23 protein-coding genes are annotated in these 20,505 nt (G+C 61.0%); 10 read left to right on the top strand and 13 right to left on the bottom strand.

Features of this window, described 5'->3' with window-relative positions:
- Positions 1 to 31 precede the first annotated feature (31 nt).
- The gene (locus tag KZH41_RS30255; RefSeq protein ID WP_242153466.1) at positions 32 to 1,531 is read right to left on the bottom strand and encodes a PLP-dependent aminotransferase family protein; all 1,500 of its coding nucleotides are present in this window, start codon (positions 1,529 to 1,531) and stop codon (positions 32 to 34) included.
- A gap of 142 nt (positions 1,532 to 1,673) precedes the next feature.
- On the opposite strand from KZH41_RS30255, the gene KZH41_RS30250 reads away from it, so the two are divergent.
- Positions 1,674 to 2,921 (top strand): benzoate/H(+) symporter BenE family transporter, encoded by a 1,248-nt coding sequence (locus KZH41_RS30250; RefSeq protein WP_094948729.1) that lies wholly within the window; start codon positions 1,674 to 1,676, stop codon positions 2,919 to 2,921.
- 78 nt (positions 2,922 to 2,999) lie between these two features.
- On the opposite strand, the gene KZH41_RS30245 is transcribed toward KZH41_RS30250, so the two are convergent.
- Positions 3,000 to 3,914, bottom strand: a complete 915-nt coding sequence (locus KZH41_RS30245; RefSeq protein ID WP_094948730.1) for an ABC transporter six-transmembrane domain-containing protein — start codon at positions 3,912 to 3,914, stop codon at positions 3,000 to 3,002.
- Positions 3,915 to 4,027: 113 nt separating this feature from the next.
- On the opposite strand from KZH41_RS30245, the gene KZH41_RS30240 reads away from it, so the two are divergent.
- Positions 4,028 to 4,606: a TetR/AcrR family transcriptional regulator gene (locus tag KZH41_RS30240; RefSeq protein ID WP_094948731.1), complete on the top strand. Its 579-nt coding sequence runs from the start codon at positions 4,028 to 4,030 to the stop codon at positions 4,604 to 4,606.
- Between the two features lie 128 nt (positions 4,607 to 4,734).
- Here the strand turns inward: KZH41_RS30240 and KZH41_RS30235 are convergent, their stop codons facing one another.
- Both KZH41_RS30235 and KZH41_RS30230 read right to left on the bottom strand, forming a co-directional pair.
- A complete protein-coding gene (locus tag KZH41_RS30235) occupies positions 4,735 to 6,231 on the bottom strand; it encodes a YifB family Mg chelatase-like AAA ATPase (protein ID WP_263274180.1) in 1,497 nt (498 codons plus the stop codon).
- A 214-nt stretch (positions 6,232 to 6,445) separates the two neighbouring features.
- A complete protein-coding gene (locus KZH41_RS30230) occupies positions 6,446 to 6,709 on the bottom strand; it encodes an accessory factor UbiK family protein (protein ID WP_094948733.1) in 264 nt (87 codons plus the stop codon).
- Between the two features lie 420 nt (positions 6,710 to 7,129).
- Here KZH41_RS30230 and glnK point away from each other — a divergent pair, with 420 nt between their 5' ends.
- From glnK to sutA, 4 genes are all read left to right on the top strand, one after another.
- On the top strand, positions 7,130 to 7,468 hold the full coding sequence (glnK, locus tag KZH41_RS30225; RefSeq protein ID WP_002555808.1) for a P-II family nitrogen regulator: 339 nt from the start codon (positions 7,130 to 7,132) through the stop codon (positions 7,466 to 7,468).
- Between the two features lie 35 nt (positions 7,469 to 7,503).
- Positions 7,504 to 8,844: an ammonium transporter gene (locus tag KZH41_RS30220; protein ID WP_094948734.1), complete on the top strand. Its 1,341-nt coding sequence runs from the start codon at positions 7,504 to 7,506 to the stop codon at positions 8,842 to 8,844.
- A gap of 211 nt (positions 8,845 to 9,055) precedes the next feature.
- Complete coding sequence (locus KZH41_RS30215; RefSeq protein WP_065938004.1) at positions 9,056 to 9,481, top strand: secondary thiamine-phosphate synthase enzyme YjbQ; 426 nt, start codon at positions 9,056 to 9,058, stop codon at positions 9,479 to 9,481.
- Between the two features lie 101 nt (positions 9,482 to 9,582).
- Complete coding sequence (gene sutA / locus KZH41_RS30210) at positions 9,583 to 9,912, top strand: transcriptional regulator SutA (RefSeq protein ID WP_094948735.1); 330 nt, start codon at positions 9,583 to 9,585, stop codon at positions 9,910 to 9,912.
- Positions 9,913 to 10,039: 127 nt separating this feature from the next.
- On the opposite strand, the gene KZH41_RS30205 is transcribed toward sutA, so the two are convergent.
- From KZH41_RS30205 to lptM, 6 genes are read right to left on the bottom strand one after another with little or no spacing between them, the layout of a single operon-like run.
- Positions 10,040 to 10,735: an HAD family hydrolase gene (locus tag KZH41_RS30205; protein WP_094948742.1), complete on the bottom strand. Its 696-nt coding sequence runs from the start codon at positions 10,733 to 10,735 to the stop codon at positions 10,040 to 10,042.
- On the bottom strand, positions 10,732 to 11,631 hold the full coding sequence (xerC, locus tag KZH41_RS30200; RefSeq protein ID WP_263274179.1) for a tyrosine recombinase XerC: 900 nt from the start codon (positions 11,629 to 11,631) through the stop codon (positions 10,732 to 10,734). The genes KZH41_RS30205 and xerC overlap by 4 nt, the downstream gene beginning before the upstream one ends.
- Before the next feature lie 2 nt (positions 11,632 to 11,633).
- The gene (locus tag KZH41_RS30195) at positions 11,634 to 12,350 is read right to left on the bottom strand and encodes a DUF484 family protein (RefSeq protein ID WP_094948744.1); all 717 of its coding nucleotides are present in this window, start codon (positions 12,348 to 12,350) and stop codon (positions 11,634 to 11,636) included.
- Positions 12,351 to 12,363: 13 nt separating this feature from the next.
- Positions 12,364 to 13,194, bottom strand: a complete 831-nt coding sequence (dapF, locus tag KZH41_RS30190; RefSeq protein WP_094948745.1) for a diaminopimelate epimerase — start codon at positions 13,192 to 13,194, stop codon at positions 12,364 to 12,366.
- Positions 13,195 to 13,197: 3 nt separating this feature from the next.
- Positions 13,198 to 14,445, bottom strand: a complete 1,248-nt coding sequence (gene lysA, locus KZH41_RS30185; RefSeq protein WP_094948746.1) for a diaminopimelate decarboxylase — start codon at positions 14,443 to 14,445, stop codon at positions 13,198 to 13,200.
- 9 nt (positions 14,446 to 14,454) lie between these two features.
- On the bottom strand, positions 14,455 to 14,622 hold the full coding sequence (lptM, locus tag KZH41_RS30180; protein ID WP_017845169.1) for an LPS translocon maturation chaperone LptM: 168 nt from the start codon (positions 14,620 to 14,622) through the stop codon (positions 14,455 to 14,457).
- A gap of 238 nt (positions 14,623 to 14,860) precedes the next feature.
- Here lptM and cyaY point away from each other — a divergent pair, with 238 nt between their 5' ends.
- From cyaY to rnk, 3 genes are all read left to right on the top strand, one after another.
- Positions 14,861 to 15,193, top strand: a complete 333-nt coding sequence (gene cyaY / locus KZH41_RS30175; protein WP_094948747.1) for an iron donor protein CyaY — start codon at positions 14,861 to 14,863, stop codon at positions 15,191 to 15,193.
- Between the two features lie 2 nt (positions 15,194 to 15,195).
- Positions 15,196 to 15,414 (top strand): DUF1289 domain-containing protein, encoded by a 219-nt coding sequence (locus KZH41_RS30170; protein WP_263274178.1) that lies wholly within the window; start codon positions 15,196 to 15,198, stop codon positions 15,412 to 15,414.
- Positions 15,415 to 15,545: 131 nt separating this feature from the next.
- Entirely contained in the window at positions 15,546 to 15,956 is a 411-nt protein-coding gene (rnk, locus tag KZH41_RS30165) for a nucleoside diphosphate kinase regulator (protein ID WP_094948749.1), read from the top strand.
- An 11-nt stretch (positions 15,957 to 15,967) separates the two neighbouring features.
- On the opposite strand, the gene KZH41_RS30160 is transcribed toward rnk, so the two are convergent.
- The 3 genes from KZH41_RS30160 to KZH41_RS30150 form a co-directional block, all read right to left on the bottom strand.
- Positions 15,968 to 18,808 carry a class I adenylate cyclase gene (locus KZH41_RS30160; RefSeq protein ID WP_094948750.1) on the bottom strand — a complete coding sequence of 947 codons (2,841 nt, stop codon included), beginning with the start codon at positions 18,806 to 18,808 and terminating at the stop codon, positions 15,968 to 15,970.
- A 168-nt stretch (positions 18,809 to 18,976) separates the two neighbouring features.
- Complete coding sequence (locus KZH41_RS30155) at positions 18,977 to 19,231, bottom strand: TIGR02647 family protein (RefSeq protein ID WP_014720451.1); 255 nt, start codon at positions 19,229 to 19,231, stop codon at positions 18,977 to 18,979.
- Positions 19,232 to 19,382: 151 nt separating this feature from the next.
- Positions 19,383 to 19,667 (bottom strand): hypothetical protein, encoded by a 285-nt coding sequence (locus tag KZH41_RS30150; RefSeq protein WP_094948751.1) that lies wholly within the window; start codon positions 19,665 to 19,667, stop codon positions 19,383 to 19,385.
- 125 nt (positions 19,668 to 19,792) lie between these two features.
- Here KZH41_RS30150 and KZH41_RS30145 point away from each other — a divergent pair, with 125 nt between their 5' ends.
- Positions 19,793 to 20,452: a glutathione S-transferase family protein gene (locus tag KZH41_RS30145; protein ID WP_242153453.1), complete on the top strand. Its 660-nt coding sequence runs from the start codon at positions 19,793 to 19,795 to the stop codon at positions 20,450 to 20,452.
- Positions 20,453 to 20,505: the final 53 nt, after the last annotated feature.

Raw genomic sequence — 20,505 nt, 5'->3', positions numbered from 1 at the left:
CCGCTACTGAGCAGCCCCTGTGGGCCGTGGGCTAGCGGGTTTTGAGCGCGTTCGCCAGGCGCAGCATGGCGGTTTCGATTTCATGTGCGGTCAAGGACGAGTAGCCCAATAGCCAGCCCTGTTTCTTTTCGTCACCGGCATACAGTCGGCTGAGACCGGGCAGTTGCACGCCTGCGCTGGCGGCCTGGCGGATGGTTGTTTCTTCCGACCAACCTTCATGCAACACGCAGGGGATTTGCAGGCCTCCCTGGGGCCGAGATGCCGTGACGACATCGCCCAGGTGCTTGCCGATGGCGTCGAGCATGATGGCTTGGCGCCCGGCATAGAGTTTGCGCATCGCGCGTACATGGGCGTTGTAGTGACCGTCCTCCATAAAGCGCGCCAGTGTCAGTTGCAGGATTTGCGGCGTGTGGCCGTCCATCATGCTGCGGGCGTAGGTGAAGGCTTTGGTCAGTTCATGGGGCAGCACCATGTAGCCCATGCGCAAGCCGGGGTAGAGGGTCTTGCTGAAGGTGCCGATGTAAAGCGTGCGCTGATACTTGTCCAGGCCCTGCACGCAGGCAGTGGGTTTGCCGTCGTAGTGAAACTCGCTGTCGTAGTCATCCTCGATGATCCATTTGCCTTTTTCCGCGGCCCAGTTGATCAATTCAAAACGTCGCTCCAGCGTTAACGTGGCGCCGGTCGGGTATTGATGAGAGGGCGTGACATACACGCAATTGGCGCCGCTGCGGTCGGCGTGCAGCAGGTCGGTGCGTATGCCCTGACCATCGACATCGATGGGCACTACCTTGGTCTCGGCGGTTTCAAAGGCTTTCCTGGCGCCAAAGTAACCCGGATTCTCCAGCAGGATCGGTTTGCCGACGTCCACTAGCAACTGCGCACACAGAAACAGAGCCTGGCGAGTGCTGCTCAGCACCACCACCTGATTGGGGGAGCACTTGGCCCCACGTTCGAGGTTCAAGTAGGTGGCGATGGCGTTGCGTAACGGCTCGGCCCCTTGCGGGTCACCGTGCAACAGCACGCTACTGCGACAGTCTTTCATCACCTGGCGTTGCAGGCGCTCCCAAACGTCGGTCGGGAAGGAGCGGGTTTCGGGCAGGCCAGTGGCGAATGCTTTGATTACCTGTTGGTCGCACACGCCACCGCTGTCGAGGATCATTCGCCCCCGCTGGCTCAAGCCGGCGCCGCTTATCGCCTGGCTGCTTTTGACTTCCTGCGCCTTGATGCGTCGGCGGGAGGCGCCGCGCAATTGGGCGCCTACGGCCTCGCACACATAACTGCCGGAGCCCTCGCGCCGTACGATGAAACCATCGCGTTGCAACTGCACGTAGGCGTTCTCCACCGTATCGCGGGCAATGCCTAATGACTTGGCCAGTACCCGCGTCGCGGGCAGCTTCAGGCCGGGCGCAAGCGCCCCGTCGAGGATAAGCGCACGCAGTGCGCGCTGAATGCGTTGGTGCAGATCCAGAAGCTGAAACTCTTCCTCGTTGAGCCGCATCTGCAGCGTTTCCAGCTCGAAGGTTTTCGCCATGCGGTCTGCCCCATTTGGATGAATTGGTCTGCAACAGCAGGCCAGTCTAGCCGTAGGCTTGCACCTGTGTCTCAGGCTTTCCCCCGATAACTGACCCATCAGGCAAGGCTCAATCCCTCTTATTGCAAGGAGCAACACACCCATGTCTTCTCTGGTATCGCCGTCGTCGCTACGCCTGCGCGACCTTTTCCCGCCCGTGATTGCGGGGCTGATTTCAGTCATCGTCAATTATGGCGGCACGTTTATTCTGGTGTTTCAGGCTGCCAAGGTGGCCGGGCTCAGTCCCGAACTGACAGCCTCGTGGGTTTGGTCGATTTCAATTGGCGTTGGCGTGACCGGGCTGTTTCTCAGTTGGCTGAGCCGTGAACCGATTATCACCGCGTGGTCGACCCCCGCCGCAGCGTTTCTGGTGGTCGCGCTCTCTACCACGCCTTACGCCGAGGCGGTCGGCGCTTACATGATTTCAGCCGCTGCGTTTGTACTACTGGGGCTGTCCGGCTTCTTTGAAAAAGTCATTCGGCTGGTTCCGCCGGGCATTGCTGCGGCCATGCTGGCGGGCATTCTGCTGCAGTTTGGCATCGGCGCGTTTGGTGGCATGAGCCTGGACCCTGTCTTGGTCGGGTTGTTGATTGCCGCTTATGGGGTACTCAAGCGGTTTACCGCCCGCTACGCCGTCGTTGGCATTTTGGTGCTGGGGCTGGCATTTCTGCTGCTGCAGGGGCGCGTGGATCTGTCGAGCCTGTCCTTGCAGTTGGCCGCGCCGGTATTCACCGCGCCGCAGTTCTCGCTCAATGCGCTGCTCAGTGTGGCGCTCCCGCTGTTTTTGATCACCCTCACGGGCCAGTACATGCCGGGCATGCTGGTATTGCGCAACGATGGTTTCAAGACCAGCGCCAACCCGATCCTGACGGTTACCGGGCTGGGCTCGTTGTTAATGGCACCGTTCGGCTCTCACGCGTTCAACGTCGCAGCGATCACCGCCGCCATTTGCACTGGCAAGGAAGCTTCGCAGGATCCGCACAAGCGTTGGGTCGCGGGGGTTGCCGCAGGTGTGTTCTACATACTCGTCGGGGTTTTCGGGGTGACGCTGGCCGCCGTATTCATGGCGCTCCCGGCGGCGTTCATTACCACACTGGCCGGGTTGGCCCTGCTTGGCACCATCGGCGCCAGCCTGGCCAACGCTATGGCTGACGTCACATCCCGTGAAGCCTCGCTGATCACCTTCCTGGCGTGCGCCGCAAATATCACCCTACTGGGGATCGGTGGAGCGTTTTGGGGATTGCTGATCGGATTGGCCGCGTACGCGCTGCTCAATGGCCGCTTGCCACGTCGCAGCGTGCAGGTTACGCCGGTTTCCGAGGCGGTGGTGACGGCCAAGGAAGGGGCCTAATGATGGGTGCCCCTCCAGTAGAAATCGCCAAGGCCTGCGAGTGGCCAAGGCGCTGGATAATGGGGCTGTGATCTATACCTAGCGCTCGCCTAGGCCTGGGTCCACGCGCTTGCCGATATCCTTGAGGCGCGCCAGTTGATCGACCATGCCTGGCGCCTCGTCCAGGCTGCTGACGAAGGTCCACAGGTAAGTCATCACGGCGTACACGTGGCCGGCCTTGACCGCCGGCGACAACGCCAACTGACTGATCGCGACCACAAACAGCAGGGCTGCCAGCGTACCGATAAACAGGAACGCGGCGGCTTCGCGGTCAGACAGCCAGATGCGCAGGCGCGACAGTACTTGATAGTGGCGCTGCAAGGTCTGTGCGCCGACCTTTTCCACCAGGCCGATTTCCTTCTCCAGGCGGTCGTTCAAGCGTTCATGCAGCTCCTGATTGCGCCGTGCAAAGCGTGGCAGCAAGGTGGTGCACAACAGCAACGCGGTCAGGCATGCCAGGCCGATCCACGGTTCGATCACCAACAACATCACCGCCGCGCCGACGATCGACACCAACGCCGTGGCGATGATCGGCACGTGTTTTTCGAAGAAGTCGACAAAGTCCCGCGCCAACACCACCCGCGCCGCAGCCCGTGAGGTGCTGTGGTTTTGCAGGCGCTGATTGAGGATCACCGGCACCGCGAGGTCGGCATAGATCCGCGTGAACGTGCGCGTGTCCAACGCCCGACGCGCCGCCCCGACGACCCAGAACGCCAAGACCACGGCGGCGTAAAACAACGCGCTGCCGGCATCGCCACGGATAATTGAATCCACCGCGAACCCGGCAAACAGCGGGTACGCCAGCAGCAGCGCATTCTCCAGCGCAACCAGCGACAAGGTGCAGAACAGCTTGCCGGGATAAGCCCGAGCGATGGCTTTCAACGTCTGGCTGGCGGACTGTTGGCCGATTTTCTTGCTTTCTTCGATCAGAATTTTCGGGGTGGCGGATGACATGGGGTGCACCAAAGGAGTGATAGACGCTATTATTGAGCGACTGCTCAAGTATCCTTGAGCGATCGCTCAAAAAGTAAGCGCCGTTTATCTACCGGCGCCTGAAGGAATTGCCCATGTCGCGTATCGACCGTAAAGACCAGATCATCGCCGCTGCCCTGGAACTGTTTCGCAGCAAGGGGTTTGCCGATGTGTCCACCCGCGACTTGGCCGAACATGCCGGCCTGTCGCGCAGCCACGTCTACCACTACTTCAGCGACTGGAATGAACTGCGCCGCGAAGCCTTTGTGCGTTTTGCCAATGAGCAACTGGATGAAGTGCGCGCGCCGCTGGTGGGCTTGCCGCCGCTTGAGGCGCTGGTGGGTTTCTTGCGCGACTGCCTGCCGTGTACCGCCGATGCCGGCTGGGCACTGTGGCTGGACGCCTGGGACGAGGCGATGCACGACCCGCAAATGGCCCAGGCGTATTTGGTGATCAACGCCCAATGGCAGGGCATGCTCGCCGAGGTGATCGAACAGGGTGTCGCCGCTGGCGTGTTCCGGTGTGATTCGCCCCAGCGCGCTGCCCGGCAGATCTTCGCGATGGCGATGGGTTATGCCGATGACCTGATGCTGAATCCCTCCACCGAGTCGGCGGAGTCGGTGTTGGATGAGGTGATGGAAGTGGCGAGGCTGTTGCTGGATTTGCGCGCCTAGGCCTCCGCACCACTTTTGGCGGCCACCGCATTCTTCTGTGGCGAGCAGGATTGTTGTGGCGAGCGGGCTTGCCAAAACAATCCTGCTCGCCACGACAGCCGACGTGCCGCAGATTTTGGGTTTTCAAGCTAGCCCACCGCTGCAGGCCGGTACTGCAATGCCTCGGCCAAATGATGCCGAGTGATGTGCTCAACCCGCTCAAGGTCGGCCAGCGTGCGCGCCACCTTGAGCAAACGGTGAGCCGCTCGCAACGACAACGTCAGCCGCTCGCAGGCGCTTTCCAGCCAGCTTTCATCGGCTTTCGCCAGTTGGCAATGTTTGCGTAGCCCGGGCAGATCAAGGAAGGCATTGGCGCAGCCCTGGCGCTTTAGTTGGCGCTCGCGGGCTTCGGCAACCTCAGCCGAGGCCTTCGCCGTGTTATCGCCAGGCTGTTGGGCCGGGTTAAGTGCCGTGGTTTCCCGGGCGACGGTCAGGTGCAAGTCGATCCGGTCCAGCAACGGCCCTGAGAGTTTATTGCGATAGCGCTGGATCTGCTCCGGCGTACACCGACAGCGTCCACTGGGTTCGCCCAAATAGCCGCAAGGGCAGGGGTTCATGGCGGCCACCAGTTGAAAGCGTGCCGGGAAACTCACCCGGTCGCGCGCACGGGAAATCACGATATGCCCCGACTCAAGCGGTTCGCGCAGCACTTCCAGGACCTTGCGATCGAACTCCGGCAACTCATCCAGAAACAACACACCATGATGGGCGAGGGTGATTTCCCCCGGTTGCGGTTTTGACCCGCCGCCCACCAGTGCCGGCCCCGACGCCGAATGGTGCGGCTGGCGAAACGGGCGGTGCGGCCAATGGCTCAGCGGCGCGAGGCTGACCACCGACTGAATCGCCGCCACTTCCAAGGCTTCCTGTTCACTCAACGGCGGCAGCAAACCGGGCAAGCGGCTGGCGAGCAAGGTTTTGCCGGTGCCAGGTGGCCCGCTAAACAGCAGGTTATGCGCGCCTGCTGCCGCAATCAGCAGCGCGCGCTTAGCCGCCAACTGCCCTTGTACTTCGCTAAGGTCTGGATAGGGTTTATTCAAGTACAGCAGGCCATCGGACTTGTAAGGCTCAATCGGCACATGCCCATTCAAGTGCGCCACCACCTGTAGCAAGTGATCCACCGCAATCACCTTTAACCCCGACGCCAAGCACGCCTCCTCGGCATTCGCCCGAGGCACTATCACGTTGCGTCCGGCCTTGCGCGCCGCCAGCGCTGCCGGTAACACGCCTTTCACTGCTCGCACTTCGCCCGACAGTGCCAACTCGCCCAGGCATTCCACGTCATTGAGCATCAATGCCGGCACCTGCACACTGGCTGCCAGAATCCCGAGGGCAATCGCCAAATCAAACCGCCCGCCGTCCTTGGGCAGGTCGGCGGGCGCGAGGTTGAGGGTGATGCGCCGGGCTGGATATTGCAGCGCCGAGTTGAGAATGGCGCTGCGCACGCGGTCTTTGCTTTCCTTGACGGCGGTTTCCGGCAGGCCCACCAATGTCAGGGACGGCAGACCATTGGCCATATGCACTTCGACGGTGACGGCAGGGGCTTCGACGCCAATTTGGGCGCGGCTGTGGACGATGGCGAGGGACATGCTCGTTCCTTGAAAGAGAGGCCGCTTCCTGCGGGTTTTTCAAGGGTAGACGAGGCGGGGAAGAGCGAAGTGGGGGAGGTTTTACAGAACGTATCCGGAGTCGTTCGCAGAGCTTTACGTGGGGGCTGGCTTGCCTGCGATGCAGACGCCTCGGTGTATCAGGCAGACTGAGGCGATACTTTCGCAGGCAAGCCAGCTCCCACACTGACCGCGTTTATTCAGCAGACGGCGGCGTCAACTTGGCTTCCAACTCCGCCACTTTAGCCTCCAGGCTCTCCAACCGCGCACGCGTGCGGGCCAGCACCACCATTTGGCTGTCAAACTCTTCCCGGCTTACCAGGTCGAGTTTGCTGAAGCCGCTTTGCAGCAGCGCCTTGAACTGGCTTTCGATTTCGTTGCGGGGCAGCGGGGTGTCGCCGCTGAACAGGCGAGAGGCGTGGCCGCTCAGGGCGTCGAGGAGGTCTTTGGGCGCGAGCATGGGAAATATTCCGGAAAACTGTTGGCGGGCAGTGTATCACGCAGCGTCTATAGTCCTTTCACGGCCGCGGGCGCACGCTTTTCGCGCAGAGGCTCGGGCGGCGACGCACTGTTTTTGTGCGCATTGCAGCCGCCAATACGCCCCGCAGGTGGGCATAAGTGGGCAAAGGACTGATTTCAGTGGTTTTTACGGAGCTGGCAAGGTTTCTGCTTAGACGATCATGACCCATGCACTGATGCAGTCGCTGTGACGAATGCAGTGCGCCGACGGATCAGGGGTACAGGTTTCGTCACCAGTGGTTCGCTGGCGTCGCAATGGCAACTGCCTTGTGACGACGCGTTACAAAGCCAGGCACTGCGCTTAGACTTGAGACGGGTTTGTTTTCCTGGGGCAAGTCCACCAATTCGGGAGAGAGTTTTCATGAAGCTAGTCACTGCCATCATCAAGCCGTTCAAGTTGGACGATGTACGCGAGTCACTGTCCGAGATCGGCGTGCAGGGCATTACCGTTACTGAGGTCAAAGGCTTCGGGCGGCAGAAGGGTCACACCGAGCTGTATCGCGGCGCGGAATACGTGGTCGATTTCCTGCCAAAGGTGAAGATTGATGTCGCCATTGACGACAAGGATCTTGACCGGGTTATCGAGGCGATAACCAAGGCGGCCAACACCGGCAAGATCGGTGACGGCAAGATCTTCGTGGTCAATCTGGAACAGGCTATTCGCATCCGTACCGGCGAAACCGATACCGACGCAATCTAAGCCGCCAAACCCCCAACGCCCCAGGAGAAAACAATATGACTCTGCGTAAATTCGCAGGGCTAGGAGCCCTGTTGTCCCTCGTAATGCCGGCCTTGGCATTGGCGGCGGACCCAGCCCCTGCTCCAGTCCTCAATTCCGGCGACACGGCGTGGATGCTCACATCCACCGCGCTGGTGCTGTTCATGACCATTCCGGGCCTGGCGCTGTTCTACGGCGGCATGGTTCGCTCCAAAAACATTCTTTCCGTGATGATGCAGTGCTTCGCCATCACCGGCCTGATCACCATCTTGTGGTTCGTTTACGGCTACAGCATGGCGTTCGACACCACCGGTATGGAAGCAGGCGTCGTCAACCTCAACTCGTTCGTGGGCGGCCTGTCCAAACTGTTCCTGTCGGGTGTGACCCCGGCGAGCATCACCGGCCCTGCGGCGCTGTTCCCTGAGGCGGTGTTCGTCACCTTCCAGATGACGTTCGCCATCATTACTCCTGCGCTGATCGTCGGTGCTTTCGCCGAGCGTATGAAGTTCTCCGCGATGCTGATCTTCATGGGCGTCTGGTTCACCCTGGTCTACGCACCGATTGCCCACATGGTGTGGGGCGGTCCGGGTTCGTTGTTGGGCGACTGGGGCGTGCTGGACTTCGCAGGCGGCACCGTGGTGCACATTAACGCCGGTGTGGCTGGCCTGGTGGCGTGCCTGGTGCTTGGCAAGCGCAAAGGCTTCCCGACCACCCCAATGGCGCCTCACAACCTGGGTTACACCCTGGTGGGTGCGGCCATGCTGTGGGTCGGCTGGTTCGGCTTCAACGCCGGTTCCGCTGCTGCGGCCAACGGCACTGCCGGTATGGCGATGCTGGTCACCCAGATCGCTACCGCTGCTGCGGCGCTGGGCTGGATGTTCGCCGAGTGGGTCACCCACGGTAAGCCAAGCGCACTGGGCATCGCCTCGGGTGTGGTGGCGGGTCTGGTTGCAATCACCCCGGCCGCCGGCACCGTGGGCCCAATGGGCGCCCTGGTGATCGGTTTGGCGGCGGGCGTGGTGTGCTTCTTCTGCGCCACTACCCTGAAACGCAAACTGGGCTACGACGACTCGCTGGACGCCTTCGGCGTGCATGGTATCGGCGGTATCCTCGGCGCGATCCTGACCGGCGTGTTCGCTGCGCCTTCCATGGGCGGGTTCAACGCGGCGACCACTGACATCGCGGCGCAAGTCTGGATCCAGTGCAAAGGCGTGGGCTTCACCGTGATCTACACGGCTATCGTGACCTTCATCATCCTCAAGGTGCTGGATGCGGTCATGGGCCTGAGGGTTACCGAGGAAGAAGAGGCCGTGGGCCTCGACCTGGCGCAACACAACGAGCGCGGTTACAACTTGTAAGTACGCGAAAAAAAGGTGCCCGGCTTGCCGGGCATTTTTTTGCCTGGCGTTTGTCAGTGATAGGAAGCTGTACCGGTTTTTGCTCCGCGTTTGTGATGGGGCGCACACGGTACTTTTCATCGTGCAAAAGTCTTACATGCATGTAGGCGTATTCGGCACTTTGTTTTTTCCCTGAGCGCGCTAGAATGCGCGCCGATGGGCGGAGAACTGTATGTGGCAACAGACCCTGATTACCCTACGGGCCAAGCCCCGGGGCTTTCACTTGGTAACGGATGAGTTGCTCGCCGGCTTGCCTGAATTGAAGGCGTGCCGTGTGGGCCTGTTGCATTTGTGGCTGCAGCACACCTCGGCCTCGTTGACGGTCAACGAGAATGCCGACCCGGCGGTTCGCCGTGACTTCGAGCGTTTTTTCAACTCGCTGGTGCCGCAAGGGCGTGCAGGGTTCGAACACAACGACGAAGGTCCGGATGATCTGCCGGCGCACTTCAAGGCCAGTCTCCTGGGCTGCCAGCTGAGTTTGCCGGTCAAGGCCGGCCGCTTGGCGATAGGGACCTGGCAAGGTGTTTATCTGGGCGAGCACCGTGATCATGGCGGTGCTCGTAAAGTCCTCGCCACCTTGCACGGTGATGGGGCATAAGCCACTGGTTATCCAGTGGATGTGATTTTTTTCCGGCAACCTCGACAGAGGGCGAAGCTGGGCTATAACTAATCTGCTTTTCGCAAGTCATGAGGTAGAACATGAGCGACGATGATCTGGAAAACGACGAACTTGAAGTAGACGACGAGACTGACGATAGTCTTGACGCGGCAGCTGCTGAAGACGGTCCTGACGAAGGCGATGACGGTGGCGATGACGCGCCTGTCAAAGTAGCCAAAGGCAAAGCCAAGGCCGCTGTTTCGGTAGATGAGCTGCCGAGCGTTGAAGCCAAGAACAAAGAGCGCGATGCGCTGGCCCGTGCGATGGAAGAATTCCTCGCTAAAGGCGGCAAAGTGCAGGAAGTCGAGGCCAACGTGGTGGCAGACCCACCGAAGAAGCCGGATAACAAGTACGGCAGCCGACCTATCTGAGGTCAGCTCTTGCTTGTAAGAAAAAGCCCGCCGTCGCTGCGGGCTTTTTCATGGCTGTAACAAACGTGCAAGCCCGCCGCCGTTATATGTGTGAGCAAGCAAGCCAGCGCCCACATTAGGTTTTGCGTTACGTCCAGCTGTTCAGCAGCGCTGGTAACTCCGCCAAGTTACGAATCTGCGCATCCGGGCGCTTATCCGCCTCCCAAGCCTTACCCGTCGGGTTAAACCACACCGCGCGAAGCCCTGCCTGCTGCGCCCCGGCGATGTCATCGCCTGGGTGATCGCCGATATGCACCGCCTGACTGGCGTCCACACCGCCGCGTTGCAGCGCCTCTTGAAACAACCGCGCATCCGGCTTGGCAATGCCGATATCTTCGGCGCGCAGGGCAAAGTGGAAATAGTCCGCCAGGCCCACGCGCTGCACGTCAGCGTTGCCATTGGTGATCACGCCCAGTAGGAAATGCTGGCGCAGCGCCTGCAACATCGGCTCGGCCTCGGGAAATGGCGTGAGTTGGTGTCGGGCATGTATGAACGCTTCGTAGCACACGTCTGCCATTTGCGTGGCCTCAGGCTGTGGATAGCCTGCCTCTTCAAACGCATGCATCAGTACCCGATGGCGCAGGATGCTGATGCGGTGTTTGAGCTCAGGATGGCGCTCCAGTACCTGCTGGCGAAGGCTGGCGAAGTGCTCCAAGGGCAAGTCGCCGACCTTGGTGGCGTGCACCGCCAGCCACTCGCGCATCGACGCTTCGGCGCCGATGATGACCGGTACGTTGTCCCAGAGTGTGTCGTCCAGGTCGAAGGTGATCAGCTTGATACTCATGAGTCGCCGTCCTTGATGCGTTTGGCCCGTGGATGGGCGCTGTCGTACACCGTTGCCAGGTGCTGGAAGTCGAGGTGGGTGTAGATCTGTGTGGTCTTGATGTCGGAGTGGCCGAGCAGTTCTTGCACCGCGCGCAGGTCCTGGGATGATTCGAGCATGTGGCTGGCAAAAGAGTGACGCAGCATGTGTGGGTGCAGGTTCTGCCCCAGCTCACGCTCGCCCGCAGCCTTGACCCGTACTTGAATGGCCCGTGGCCCCAGGCGTCGGCCTTGCTGGCTGATAAATACGGCATCGTCCACCGGGTTGGCCAATGCCCGCAGCGGCAACCATAGTTGCAAGGCTTCCCGAGCCTTGCGGCCGACCGGCAGCACGCGGGTCTTGCTGCCCTTGCCGAGTACCTGCACCAAGCCGTCCGCCAGGTCCAGTTGGTCGAGGTTCAGGCCGGTCAGCTCCGACAGGCGCAGGCCCGAGGAATAGAACAGCTCAAGGATGGCCTGGTCGCGGTGGGCGAGGAAGTCATCCTCGACGGCGCCGTCGAGCAATTGCAGGGCGCGATCGGTGTCCAGGGTCTTGGGCAGGCGCCGTTCGCCCTTGGGCGGGGCCAAGCCGTTGGCCGGGTCGTGGTCGCACAGGCCTTCGCGGTTGAGGTAGTGATACAGGCCGCGCACCGCCGACAGCAGCCGCGACAAGCTGCGCGAGGACTGGCCTTGCTGGTGCAGCCGCGCGACCAGGCTGCGCAGGCTTTGGATATCCAAGGCCTTCCAGCTGGCGATCTGTTGTTTTTCGCAGTACGCCAGGACCTTGTTCAAGTCCCGTCGATAGGCTTCCAGCGTATGGGGCGACACCTGGCGCTCGTTGCGCAGGTGAGCGCAATAAGCGTCCAGTTGCCGTTCCATGGCTAGCGCACCGCGCGCAGGGCAGTGGTGAAGCGCGGCAATACGCGGCCCAGCACTTCGGCGATGTAGGTCAGGAACAGTGTGCCCACTGAGCTTTTGTAGTGCTGCGGGTCACGGCTGGCGATGGCCAATACGCCGTGCAGGCCTTGATGGCTGAGGGCGACCACGGCGGTGGAGCCGATCTGCTTGCGCTGTTCGGCGCCAAATAGGAAGTCCAGCTCATGCTCGCGCAAGGTGCCGCTGATGGTCTTGCCTTCCGAGAGCAGGCCGCCGATGGCGGTTTGTGCTTCGCCGCCGCTGACCCAGCGACCCACCGGCATCGCGTTGTCGCTGAACAGGATCAGGCTCACAAACGGCACCTGGAAGTCCTGGCGCAGACTGTCTTCCACGGCGATCACCGTTTCTTCCAGGCTGGTGGCGTCCATCAAGGTAAGAATCAGGCGACGGGTCTTGTCGAAAAGACGGTCGTTATCGCGGGCCACATCCATAAGGTGCGAGAGCTTGTGGCGCATTTCGATATTGCGCTCACGCAGGATTTTCATCTGCCGCTCCACCAGCGACACGGTATCGCCGCGCTGGTGAGGGATGCGCAGCGCGGGCAACAGTTCTTCGTGCTGGGTGAAGAAGTCCGGGTTAGCCTCAAGGTACGCCGCGACAGCAGCGGCCTCCAGACTTTCGCTCGGGGACGCTTCGGCGGGTACTTGAGGCTTATCGGTCATTAGATTTGCTCACTCATAGACGGACCTGTCCTTCGTATACGCGCGAGGCCGGCCCGGTCATCATCACCGGGTGGCCAGGGCCTGCCCATTCGATGGACAAACGTCCGCCGGGCAGGTCGATCAGCAGCGGCGAATCCATCCACCCCTGGCTGATCGCGGCCACGGCCGCAGCGCAAGCGCCGGTGCCGCAAGCCTGAGTTTCGCCGGCGCCGCGCTCCCACACACGCAATTGCGCGCGGGAACGGTCGATCACCTGCAGGAACCCCACATTCACCCGTGCCGGAAAACGCGGGTGATGTTCGATTTTCGGCCCAAGCTCATGCACCGGGGCGTTATTGATGTCGTCGACGCGCAGCACGGCGTGGGGGTTGCCCATCGACACGGCGGCGATGTCCACCGTCTTGCCCTCAACGTCCAGCGCGTAGTGGGTGGCCTGCTCGGTGGCCTGGAACGGAATGTCCGCCGGCACCAGGCGTGGCGCACCCATGTTGACGCTGATCTGGCCGTCGCTGCGAATATCCAGCTCGATGATGCCGCTCTTGGTCTCGACCCGAATCTGGCGCTTGGCGGTCAGGCGCTTGTCCAGCACAAAGCGTGCGAAGCAGCGCGCACCGTTGCCGCACTGTTCCACTTCGGAGCCGTCGGAGTTGAAGATCCGGTAACGGAAATCCACGTCCGGGTTGCTCGGCGCCTCGACGATCAGCAACTGGTCGAAGCCAATGCCGGTGTGACGGTCGCCCCACTGTTTCGCGTGTTTGGGCAGGATGTGCGCGTGTTGGCTGACCAGGTCGAGGACCATGAAGTCGTTGCCCAGCCCGTGCATCTTGGTAAAACGCAGCAGCATGGCTTACTCCGGCAGCAGGCTTTCGCCAGCATACAACTCGGCTACCGTCTCGCGGCGACGCACTTCAAACGCTTGATCACCGTCCACCAGCACCTCGGCGGCACGGCCGCGGGTGTTGTAGTTGGAACTCATGACAAACCCGTAGGCTCCGGCCGAGTGCACGGCCAGCAAGTCGCCTTCTTCCAGGGCCAGCTGACGCTCCTTGGCCAGGAAGTCGCCGGTTTCGCAGATAGGGCCGACGATGTCGTAGTTACGGCCTTCGCCAGTACGTGGCTTGACGGCAGTCACATCCATCCAGGCCTGGTACAGCGCCGGGCGGATCAGGTCGTTCATCGCCGCGTCGACGATGGCGAAATCCTTGTACTCGGTGTGCTTAAGGTACTCGACCTGGGTCAGCAGCACGCTCGCGTTGGCGACGATATAACGGCCCGGCTCGAACATCAGGGTCAGGCCGCGGCCTTCGGTGCGCTCGCGCACGGCCTGGATGTAGTCAGCGATCTGCGGTGGTTCTTCATCGCGATAACGCACGCCCACACCACCACCGAGGTCGATGTGTTGCAGGTAGATGCCGCACTCGCCCAGGCGGTCGGTCAGCGCCAGCAGGCGGTCGAGCGCATCCAGGAACGGTGGCAGGGTGGTCAGTTGCGAGCCGATATGGCAGTCGACACCCAGCACTTCAAGGTTCGGCAGTTGGGCGGCGCGGATGTACACATCCTCGGCGTCGGCAATGGCGATGCCGAACTTGTTCTCTTTGAGACCGGTGGAAATGTACGGGTGGGTGCCGGCGTCAACGTCGGGGTTGACGCGCAAGGAGATCGGCGCGCGAACGCCCATTTCGGCAGCGACCACCTGCAGGCGCTCCAACTCGTCGGTGGATTCGACATTGAAGCAGTGCACGCCGACTTCGAGGGCGCGGCGCATGTCTTCGCGGCTCTTGCCGACGCCGGAGAAGACGATCTTGTCAGGCGTGCCGCCAGCAGCCAATACACGCTCCAGCTCGCCACGGGAGACGATGTCGAAACCGGCGCCAAGGCGCGCCAGGACATTCAGTACACCCAGGTTGGAGTTGGCCTTGACCGCGTAGCACACCAGGTGTGGAACGCCCTTGAGCGGGTCGGTGAAGGAGCGGTATTGGGCTTCGATGTGCGCACGCGAGTACACATAAGTCGGGGTGCCAAAGCGCTGGGCAATCGCGGACAGCGCCACGCCTTCCGCGAACAGCTCGCCGTCCCGGTAGTTAAAAGCGTCCATGAGTTTCCCTTAATAGGTGTCGTGCTTGTGCGCTTTTGCCGGCTTTTGCGACGATTGCGCCTGTTCATTCGGGTCTTTGCTGTCATCGGGCAGGTACAGCGGGCCTTTTTGACCACAGGCACTAACGAGGCAAGCGACCGCGACGAGCGCAGCAAGGGACGAGATCAGGCGCTTCATGGCGAAATCCTTGAATATGCATTAATTGCGCCCGAGTATACCGACCACCCGCCAGCTTGCCTATGCGCCGCAATACCCGTCCGACGGGGGTTTGCCGAGACGGTCAGGAAGCGTCCTACTCTTGAAGGGGATATTTCATTCCGCCATTCGTGATGAAATCGGTATCCTTTGCAATCGGCGGGGCTCGCCCGTATCGTGCGGCGCTTGAGCAAAACCAGACACTTTTGAGGTTGCCACAATGAGTTTGACCGAAGCCCGTTTTCACGACCTGGTGGATGCGACACAACAGGCGCTGGAAGATATTTTCGACGACAGCGGCCTGGACGTGGACCTGGAAAACTCGGCCGGCGTGCTGACCGTCAAGTTTGAAAACGGTACCCAACTGATTTTCAGCCGCCAGGAGCCGCTGCGTCAGCTGTGGTTGGCGGCACGTACCGGTGGTTTTCACTTCGACTATGACGAGGAGGAAAATCGTTGGGCGCACGACACCACCGAGGAGCTGCTGAGCGAAATGCTCGCTCGCCTCACGAAGGAACAGTCCGGCGCTGACCTGGACTTCGACGAGATCTGATCGTGACCCAGTCTGCATCCGTTCGCCCGCCGAAGCCGCTGTTCAGCAATGTCAGCCCGGCGGTGCCGTCACCTTGTATCAGTTTGTGTCGCCTGGACGAGCAAAAAGTCTGCCTCGGCTGCTTCCGTCATGTGGAAGACATCCGCGAATGGCGCTCCGCCGACGATGCCCGGCGCCGGGTGATCTGCGCCGAGGCCGAGCAGCGCCGGAGCCACGTCTGAGACCGTCTTGTTTATTTGTGTCGCTGTGGTAGTGTCCGGGTACACCTCAACTCATCGAGGTCCGTGAGAACCCCGCCTTTTTCTGGCGGGGTTTTGCTTTTGTGTGCAGAAAAAAGGAGTCTGCCTGAATCATGACCGCACCTTCCATCATTCTTACCCGTCTTGACGTGCAGCGTCTGGAGCAACTGATCGACCGCGTAGGCGAGGGCTCGCCGGGCGTCGAAGCCCTGCAACGCGAACTCGATCGTGCCGAAGAACTGGTTGGCCACGATGAAGTGCCTGCAAGCGTCGTGACCATGAACTCCAGCGTGCATTGCCGTGAGCAAGGCAGCGGCAAGGACTACCACCTGACCCTGGTTTACCCCAAGGACGCGAATGCCGACGAAGGCAAGATCTCGATCCTGGCCCCAGTGGGCAGTGCGTTGCTCGGCCTGCAAGTAGGCCAGCACATCGATTGGCCGGCGCCGGGTGGCAAGACCCTCAAGCTTGAATTGCTCAGCGTTGAAGGCCAGCCCAAAGACGGCGGCGCATTCTCTCTGTAACAAGAGCCGCTTTAAACTTGTTTCAGTGCTTTGTTGAGTGACAGCTCCAACTCGGCCTTGTAGCGCAGGTACAAGTTGCTCGGGCTTTGCACATCACCGAGTAGTCCGGACAAGTCCAGGTCGGTGATGTAGCAGCGGTAGCGCTCGGGTTCCCGGCGCTGCCCGACGATTTCCTGGGCGACCACTGCAAACAGCTGGTCGCCAAACTCCAGTTCGCAAAATTCCCGCTGATTGCAGTACAGGGTGATGCCTACTTGGCCGGGCGCCGCCTTGCCGATAATTGCCTGCACGTCATAAAACGGCTTATTCGCCGGGTTCTGCGGTGACGGGCGAGGTTCGATGCCGCGTGCGCGATTACTGCCTGATGGCAACAGTTGGTAATACAAGGTTTGCACCTCGGCCAACGGCTGCTGTGTGTCCAGCGGCGAGAGTGCTTCGCGGCGATAGATGATCGACTGCAAGAAGCGCTGCAACGGCGCCAACAGGCTCTGCTCATCATGAAACGGCAAGCGTTGCCGCCAGAGCGCGTTGAATTCATCGAGTACATACAGCTCGGCGAAGCCTTCATTGACCCGGTAGAACACTTGCACGCAATCGGCCAAACCCATCGGTAGCAACAACGCCAGGTCATGGTCCTCCAAGGCCATGGCGTCCAGGTGCAGCGGGCTGTAGCTGGCCAATTCTTCGCTGAGGTAAGCGATCAGCGCGTCCTGGGTTGGCAGTGACACATGGGTAGCCTGGCCCGGCGTCAGCTCCATCACGTGATAGTGCTGCTGTACCTGCAACAGGTAGCGGTGGTTGGACTGGCCGAGCAGCAGGTTCTGTGCGGTATCGAAGATTTCTTCCACGCGCTGGGCAATGAACTGCGCACGGTTGTGACAGAAACAGCGCACCCGCAGGCGGGGCAAATGGTCCGACGGCAATTGGTTGAGGTAGTCACGCAGGCAGTCGAGCAGCGCGTGAGGGCCGTCGTAGCGGCTCACCATCACCTCGTTCCAACTGTTGCGCGTGACCTGATCCAGGGTCAGCACCAGGTTGTCGCGCACACCGGCATAGCTCAGGGAGTCGGTGCGCTCGGTGGTCATCAGGATATTCAGGTCGCGGTGATGCTTGAGCGGGTCGATGCCGACGTTGACCAGCAACAGCACTTCTTCCGGCACTGCCGAGCGCAACAGACGCTCCTCATCGACGCTGGTCAAGGGCAGGGCGATGGTCTGTTGCAGGCTGCCCAGCAGGTTGAATAGCTCGAATTCGGTCATGTCGCTGACGCCCGGGTGCAGCGCCAGGCGCGTGCTGCTGTCGATCACGCCGTTGCGGTGGCACCAGGTGAGCATTTCCAACAGGTCGCGACTGCGCTTGATCGGCGCGAAGTGCTCCCATTCCAGCGCCGTGAGGTTGCCGTTGTACAGGCCCCAATGGTGCTGGCCCGGCTCCTTGCGATTGGGTGATTGCACCAGCGTGAGGGTGTCTTCGGCCAAATCAGGCGCGATGCCGGGGTTGATGAACTCGACCTTGCCGGCCTTGCGTTCGAACGCCGCGTACAAGCGCCGGCCCAGCACATTGAGGTCGCGCTTGTTGATCAGGCTGACGGTCTGCTCGGTGCGGGCGAACTGGGTGAGAAAGCGATAGCTGTAATTGAGCTCATTGACCAGCGCGCGGCGCTCGGAGGCGACCTGGCGCACTTTCCACTGGCTGCGGCTGTCCAGCAGGGCCAGTTGGCGCTGGTCCCAGCCCCATTCGTGGGCCAGGCGCTCCAGCAACAAGCGTTGCCAGCCGCTGGCGCGCTGGCCGGCGCTGAGCTTGCGGTTGACCTTCAGGTACAGCGCACGCCGTACCAGTTCCAGGCGTTCAGGCTCGTTGCGCGCCTTGAGGTATTCCTCAATGCGGCGGTAAACCACGATGTACGGGTCCAACTCGTCCAGGTCCACCTGGTTGGCGAACACGGCACGTTTAAAGCGCAGGCTCAAACAGTGCACGTTCGGGTGTTCGCTGGCGTAAACCTCAGTCAGCAGCAGCTTGAGCACCGATTTGTAGGGCGACTCGATGCCCTTGAACAGCTGCCATAGCCCGGCACCAATGAACTCACCCGGTGGGATGTTGGCCAGGTGGCCGAGGTCGAGGGTTTCATCGGCGCGGATAAAACGCTTGGAGATCAGCGTGTGGGTGAACTCGGCGTAACGGGTTTCTTCGTACACCGGCACCAGCCACCAGATCGGCGTGCGCCCAGCCAGCCAGATGGCGGTGCGGTAGAACTCATCCAGCAGCAGGTAATGCTGGGTGGTGCCGCAGTCGTCGGAGCTCAGTTGCGTGTCGCGTTCACCCAGTACAAAACGCGTCGGCTCGATCAGGAAAAAGTGCGCCTCGGCCCCCATGGTCAGTGCCCAGGCTTCGAGCAGCTGGCATTTTTTGCGCAGTTCGGCGAGTTCCGCTTCGCCAAGGTCAGGCGCGTGGCACACCCACACGTCCATATCGCTCTGATCGGCCTGGGCCAGGGTGCCGAGGCTGCCCATTAGGAACAAGCCGTGGATCGGCCGGGGCGGGTTGCCATGGCGTTGCTTGTAGGAAAACGAGCGGGTCAGGCGTTGGGCTTCGGCCAGGGCTTGGGCGTCGGGTTCGAAATTCGACAGCCCAGCCGGCGTGCTGCCTGAGACATACCCCGGCAATAGCGGGTGATTGACGTGGAAAAACAGCGGCAACAGGGTCAGCACGCTTTGCTGGCGCGGCGTCAGGCCCTCGACTGCCCGGGCCATGCGGCCTTCATTGAGGCCCATGAACCGCGCACGCAGCTGGGTCAGCACCTTGCGGTCGATGCCTTCGTCCAGGTCGGGGCGGATTTCATGGGTGCGGGTCATGTCGAACTCGGTGGCTCGCAGGGCCCGACGTGGGCGGCCATGTGGGAGTTTACAGACACAAGCGTAGGAGGTTTAGAGGGAAATGGTTTTCGGCGTCAGAATTTTGTGTCGTCCACAGCAACGCCCTCGGAATCCGCAGAGGGCGGACTCCATGGGCGGTATCAGAGGTCAGGCAGCTTCTTTGGTGTTGGCGGTGGTCAGGATGGTCAACAGGGTTTGTGCCTGCTCTGCAGCGTCCCGGCCAAGGCTGGTCAGGTAGCCCCCGTCTGGCTGGTCGATAAGTCCTTTCGCATGGAGGCGCTTGGCCGCGGCGATGGCAGTGGGAGCGGCGGTCTGGTGGACTTTCAGACCTTCCTTGGTGCTGTCCAAGGGGAAGAGTACAAGGATTTCCAGTTCGGCAACCAATTCAGGGGTATACGACATAAGGACTCCAGACGTTCTAAAATTTATTAGAGGCTAGCAGGGCATAAGGTGAACGCACTTTGCCGGGCTGTCCAGTGAGAAAGTCGTGGGTCTTGATATGGCGCAGGTTTGTGGCGAGGAAGCAGGCGTCCCGGCCACAAAGGTGCTCGATTCAGTCGTTTTCCGGAGGCAATTGCGGCAGCGCCCGCAGCGCGGTTTCGTACCATTCGGTATTGAATGCGCGGTCTTCGTCCAGCATCTTGTCGATTTCCACGGCCAGCACGTGAGCCATGAGATGCAGAATCTCTTCGCGCTCGTAACCCACCAGCGTCAGCTTATTCAAGGTGGCTTTGGCGGCAGGTGGATTGTCGCTTTCGATCTGGTTTTCGATGACCTGGGTCAGCGTACTTTCGGTGAACTCTTCTTCGTCGCTGTCGATATCGGTCGGCTCGCTCATGGCAGGCTCCTCAAGGAAAGGGTGTCAGTTTACCCCCATTCAGGCAGGTGATGCTGCTGGTCAGGTGGGGCTGCACGCACTATAACTTCTGCAGCCAACCCCATACCCGGCCTGGAGGCATCGCAATGCTCAAGCTTTACGGATTTTCGGTCAGCAACTACTACAACATGGTCAAACTGGCACTGCTGGAGAAAGGCCTGCCGTTTGAAGAGGTGCCGTTTTACCCGGGCCAGACGCCAGAAGCCCTGGCCGTCAGCCCGCGCGGCAAAGTGCCGGTGCTGGGCGTCAAGCAGGGGTTTATCAACGAAACCAGCGTGATCCTCGAGTACATCGAACACACCCAGGAAGGCCCGTCGCTGCTGCCGGCCGAGCCTTTTCAGCGGGCTCAGGTGCTGGCACTGTGCCGGGAAATCGAGCTGTACATCGAATTGCCTGCCCGTGCGTGTTTCGCCGAGGCGTTCTTCGGGATGCCGGTGCCGGAGGCGGTCAAGGAAAAATCCAAGGCCGAATTGCTGTTAGGGGTCAGCTCTTTAAGCAGGCACGGCAAGTTTGCGCCGTATGTGGCGGGGGAAAATTTTACGATTGCCGATCTGTACTTTATGTACAGCGTGAACCTCGCCTGTGGTGTGGGCGAGAAGCTGTTTGGCGTGGATTTGCTGGCTGAGTTGCCGAAGGCTAAAGCGTTGCTGGAGCGCTTGCATGGCATGCCCAACGCCCAGAAAGTGGCGGCGGACAGGGAGGCGGCGATGCCGGCGTTTATGGCGATGATTGCTGCCAAGAAGTAAATTCTCGGCGCCTTTCAGGACGCTATCGCGGGTAAGCCCGCTCCCACATTCGA

This window comes from Pseudomonas sp. YeP6b (genome assembly GCF_025642995.1).
In the GTDB taxonomy this organism is placed as follows: Bacteria; Pseudomonadota; Gammaproteobacteria; order Pseudomonadales; family Pseudomonadaceae; genus Aquipseudomonas.
The sequence above is the reverse complement of the archived record's forward strand: the minus strand, read 5'-3'. Positions and strand labels throughout refer to the sequence as shown.

What these genes read in the sequence shown, in the direction of transcription:
- KZH41_RS30255 (WP_242153466.1), bottom strand. Translation starts at nt 1,531, where the DNA reads ATGGCGAAAACCTTCGAGCTGGAAACGCTGCAGATGCGGCTCAACGAG.
- KZH41_RS30250 (WP_094948729.1), top strand. Translation starts at nt 1,674, where the DNA reads ATGTCTTCTCTGGTATCGCCGTCGTCGCTACGCCTGCGCGACCTTTTC.
- KZH41_RS30245 (WP_094948730.1), bottom strand. Translation starts at nt 3,914, where the DNA reads ATGTCATCCGCCACCCCGAAAATTCTGATCGAAGAAAGCAAGAAAATC.
- KZH41_RS30240 (WP_094948731.1), top strand. Translation starts at nt 4,028, where the DNA reads ATGTCGCGTATCGACCGTAAAGACCAGATCATCGCCGCTGCCCTGGAA.
- KZH41_RS30235 (WP_263274180.1), bottom strand. Translation starts at nt 6,231, where the DNA reads ATGTCCCTCGCCATCGTCCACAGCCGCGCCCAAATTGGCGTCGAAGCC.
- KZH41_RS30230 (WP_094948733.1), bottom strand. Translation starts at nt 6,709, where the DNA reads ATGCTCGCGCCCAAAGACCTCCTCGACGCCCTGAGCGGCCACGCCTCT.
- glnK (WP_002555808.1), top strand. Translation starts at nt 7,130, where the DNA reads ATGAAGCTAGTCACTGCCATCATCAAGCCGTTCAAGTTGGACGATGTA.
- KZH41_RS30220 (WP_094948734.1), top strand. Translation starts at nt 7,504, where the DNA reads ATGACTCTGCGTAAATTCGCAGGGCTAGGAGCCCTGTTGTCCCTCGTA.
- KZH41_RS30215 (WP_065938004.1), top strand. Translation starts at nt 9,056, where the DNA reads ATGTGGCAACAGACCCTGATTACCCTACGGGCCAAGCCCCGGGGCTTT.
- sutA (WP_094948735.1), top strand. Translation starts at nt 9,583, where the DNA reads ATGAGCGACGATGATCTGGAAAACGACGAACTTGAAGTAGACGACGAG.
- KZH41_RS30205 (WP_094948742.1), bottom strand. Translation starts at nt 10,735, where the DNA reads ATGAGTATCAAGCTGATCACCTTCGACCTGGACGACACACTCTGGGAC.
- xerC (WP_263274179.1), bottom strand. Translation starts at nt 11,631, where the DNA reads ATGGAACGGCAACTGGACGCTTATTGCGCTCACCTGCGCAACGAGCGC.
- KZH41_RS30195 (WP_094948744.1), bottom strand. Translation starts at nt 12,350, where the DNA reads ATGACCGATAAGCCTCAAGTACCCGCCGAAGCGTCCCCGAGCGAAAGT.
- dapF (WP_094948745.1), bottom strand. Translation starts at nt 13,194, where the DNA reads ATGCTGCTGCGTTTTACCAAGATGCACGGGCTGGGCAACGACTTCATG.
- lysA (WP_094948746.1), bottom strand. Translation starts at nt 14,445, where the DNA reads ATGGACGCTTTTAACTACCGGGACGGCGAGCTGTTCGCGGAAGGCGTG.
- lptM (WP_017845169.1), bottom strand. Translation starts at nt 14,622, where the DNA reads ATGAAGCGCCTGATCTCGTCCCTTGCTGCGCTCGTCGCGGTCGCTTGC.
- cyaY (WP_094948747.1), top strand. Translation starts at nt 14,861, where the DNA reads ATGAGTTTGACCGAAGCCCGTTTTCACGACCTGGTGGATGCGACACAA.
- rnk (WP_094948749.1), top strand. Translation starts at nt 15,546, where the DNA reads ATGACCGCACCTTCCATCATTCTTACCCGTCTTGACGTGCAGCGTCTG.
- KZH41_RS30160 (WP_094948750.1), bottom strand. Translation starts at nt 18,808, where the DNA reads ATGACCCGCACCCATGAAATCCGCCCCGACCTGGACGAAGGCATCGAC.
- KZH41_RS30155 (WP_014720451.1), bottom strand. Translation starts at nt 19,231, where the DNA reads ATGTCGTATACCCCTGAATTGGTTGCCGAACTGGAAATCCTTGTACTC.
- KZH41_RS30150 (WP_094948751.1), bottom strand. Translation starts at nt 19,667, where the DNA reads ATGAGCGAGCCGACCGATATCGACAGCGACGAAGAAGAGTTCACCGAA.
- KZH41_RS30145 (WP_242153453.1), top strand. Translation starts at nt 19,793, where the DNA reads ATGCTCAAGCTTTACGGATTTTCGGTCAGCAACTACTACAACATGGTC.